Source organism: Streptomyces sp. NPDC059355, from assembly GCF_042752335.1.
In the GTDB taxonomy this organism is placed as follows: Bacteria; Actinomycetota; Actinomycetes; order Streptomycetales; family Streptomycetaceae; genus Streptomyces.
In genome coordinates this window covers 1-2,254 of sequence record NZ_JBHYXN010000090.1, presented here as the reverse complement: position 1 = coordinate 2,254, position 2,254 = coordinate 1, and the positions used below count along the sequence as shown (strand labels likewise).

General features: G+C 56.4%; 1 rRNA gene (cut by a window edge). It reads left to right on the top strand.

The features are described from left to right. Positions 1 to 2,254: ribosomal RNA gene (locus tag ACFXGI_RS38425) — 23S ribosomal RNA — on the top strand; its annotated part reaches 154 nt to the left of the window's first position; the annotation flags it as partial.

The following is a 2,254-nucleotide window of genomic DNA, read 5'->3' as shown; positions in this document are numbered from 1 at the left end:
GGGAATGGTGAAAAGTACCGCGGGAGCGGAGTGAAATAGTACCTGAAACCGTGTGCCTACAAGCCGTGGGAGCGTCGCTGTATGTGCTTGCACATGCAGTCGTGACTGCGTGCCTTTTGAAGAATGAGCCTGCGAGTTAGCGGTGTGTAGCGAGGTTAACCCGTGTGGGGAAGCCGTAGCGAAAGCGAGTCCGAATAGGGCGATTGAGTTGCACGCTCTAGACCCGAAGCGGAGTGATCTAGCCATGGGCAGGTTGAAGCGGAGGTAAGACTTCGTGGAGGACCGAACCCACCAGGGTTGAAAACCTGGGGGATGACCTGTGGTTAGGGGTGAAAGGCCAATCAAACTCCGTGATAGCTGGTTCTCCCCGAAATGCATTTAGGTGCAGCGTCGTGTGTTTCTTGCCGGAGGTAGAGCACTGGATAGGCGATGGGCCCTACCGGGTTACTGACCTTAGCCAAACTCCGAATGCCGGTAAGTGAGAGCACGGCAGTGAGACTGTGGGGGATAAGCTCCATGGTCGAGAGGGAAACAGCCCAGAGCATCGACTAAGGCCCCCAAGCGTACGCTAAGTGGGAAAGGATGTGGAGTCGCAGAGACAACCAGGAGGTTGGCTTAGAAGCAGCCACCCTTGAAAGAGTGCGTAATAGCTCACTGGTCAAGTGATTCCGCGCCGACAATGTAGCGGGGCTCAAGCGTACCGCCGAAGTCGTGTCATTGCAGCAATAGGGCCAACGCCCGCTGTGATGGGTAGGGGAGCGTCGTGTGCCGGGTGAAGCAGCAGCGGAAGCTAGTTGTGGACGGTTCACGAGTGAGAATGCAGGCATGAGTAGCGATACACACGTGAGAAACGTGTGCGCCGATTGACTAAGGGTTCCTGGGTCAAGCTGATCTGCCCAGGGTAAGTCGGGACCTAAGGCGAGGCCGACAGGCGTAGTCGATGGACAACCGGTTGATATTCCGGTACCCGCTTTGAAACGCCCAATATCGAATCAGGCGATGCTAAGTCCGTGAAGCCGTTCCGGACCCTTCGGGGAAAGGAAAGTGGTGGAGCCGACGAACCAGACTTGTAGTAGGTAAGCGATGGGGTGACGCAGGAAGGTAGTCCAGCCCGGGCGGTGGTAGTCCCGGGGTAAGGGTGTAGGCCGAGGGGTAGGCAAATCCGTCCCTCATATAAGGCTGAGACCTGATGCCGAGCCGATTGTGGTGAAGTGGATGATCCTATGCTGTCGAGAAAAGCCTCTAGCGAGTTTCATGGCGGCCCGTACCCTAAACCGACTCAGGTGGTCAGGTAGAGAATACCGAGGCGTTCGGGTGAACTATGGTTAAGGAACTCGGCAAAATGCCCCCGTAACTTCGGGAGAAGGGGGGCCATCACTGGTGAGGGAACTTGCTTCCTGAGCTGGGGGTGGCCGCAGAGACCAGCGAGAAGCGACTGTTTACTAAAAACACAGGTCCGTGCGAAGCCGTAAGGCGATGTATACGGACTGACGCCTGCCCGGTGCTGGAACGTTAAGGGGACCGGTTAGTGCACTTTCGGGTGTGCGAAGCTGAGAACTTAAGCGCCAGTAAACGGCGGTGGTAACTATAACCATCCTAAGGTAGCGAAATTCCTTGTCGGGTAAGTTCCGACCTGCACGAATGGCGTAACGACTTCTCGACTGTCTCAACCATAGGCCCGGTGAAATTGCACTACGAGTAAAGATGCTCGTTTCGCGCAGCAGGACGGAAAGACCCCGGGACCTTTACTATAGTTTGATATTGGTGTTCGGTTCGGCTTGTGTAGGATAGGTGGGAGACTTTGAAACCCCAACGCCAGTTGGGGTGGAGTCGCCGTTGAAATACCACTCTGGTCGTGCTGGATGTCTAACCTCGGTCCGTGATCCGGATCAGGGACAGTGTCTGATGGGTAGTTTAACTGGGGCGGTTGCCTCCCAAAGAGTAACGGAGGCGCCCAAAGGTTCCCTCAGCCTGGTTGGCAATCAGGTGTTGAGTGTAAGTGCACAAGGGAGCTTGACTGTGAGACCGACGGGTCGAGCAGGGACGAAAGTCGGGACTAGTGATCCGGCGGTGGCTTGTGGAAGCGCCGTCGCTCAACGGATAAAAGGTACCCCGGGGATAACAGGCTGATCTTCCCCAAGAGTCCATATCGACGGGATGGTTTGGCACCTCGATGTCGGCTCGTCGCATCCTGGGGCTGGAGTCGGTCCCAAGGGTTGGGCTGTTCGCCCATTAAAGCGGTACGCGAGCTGGG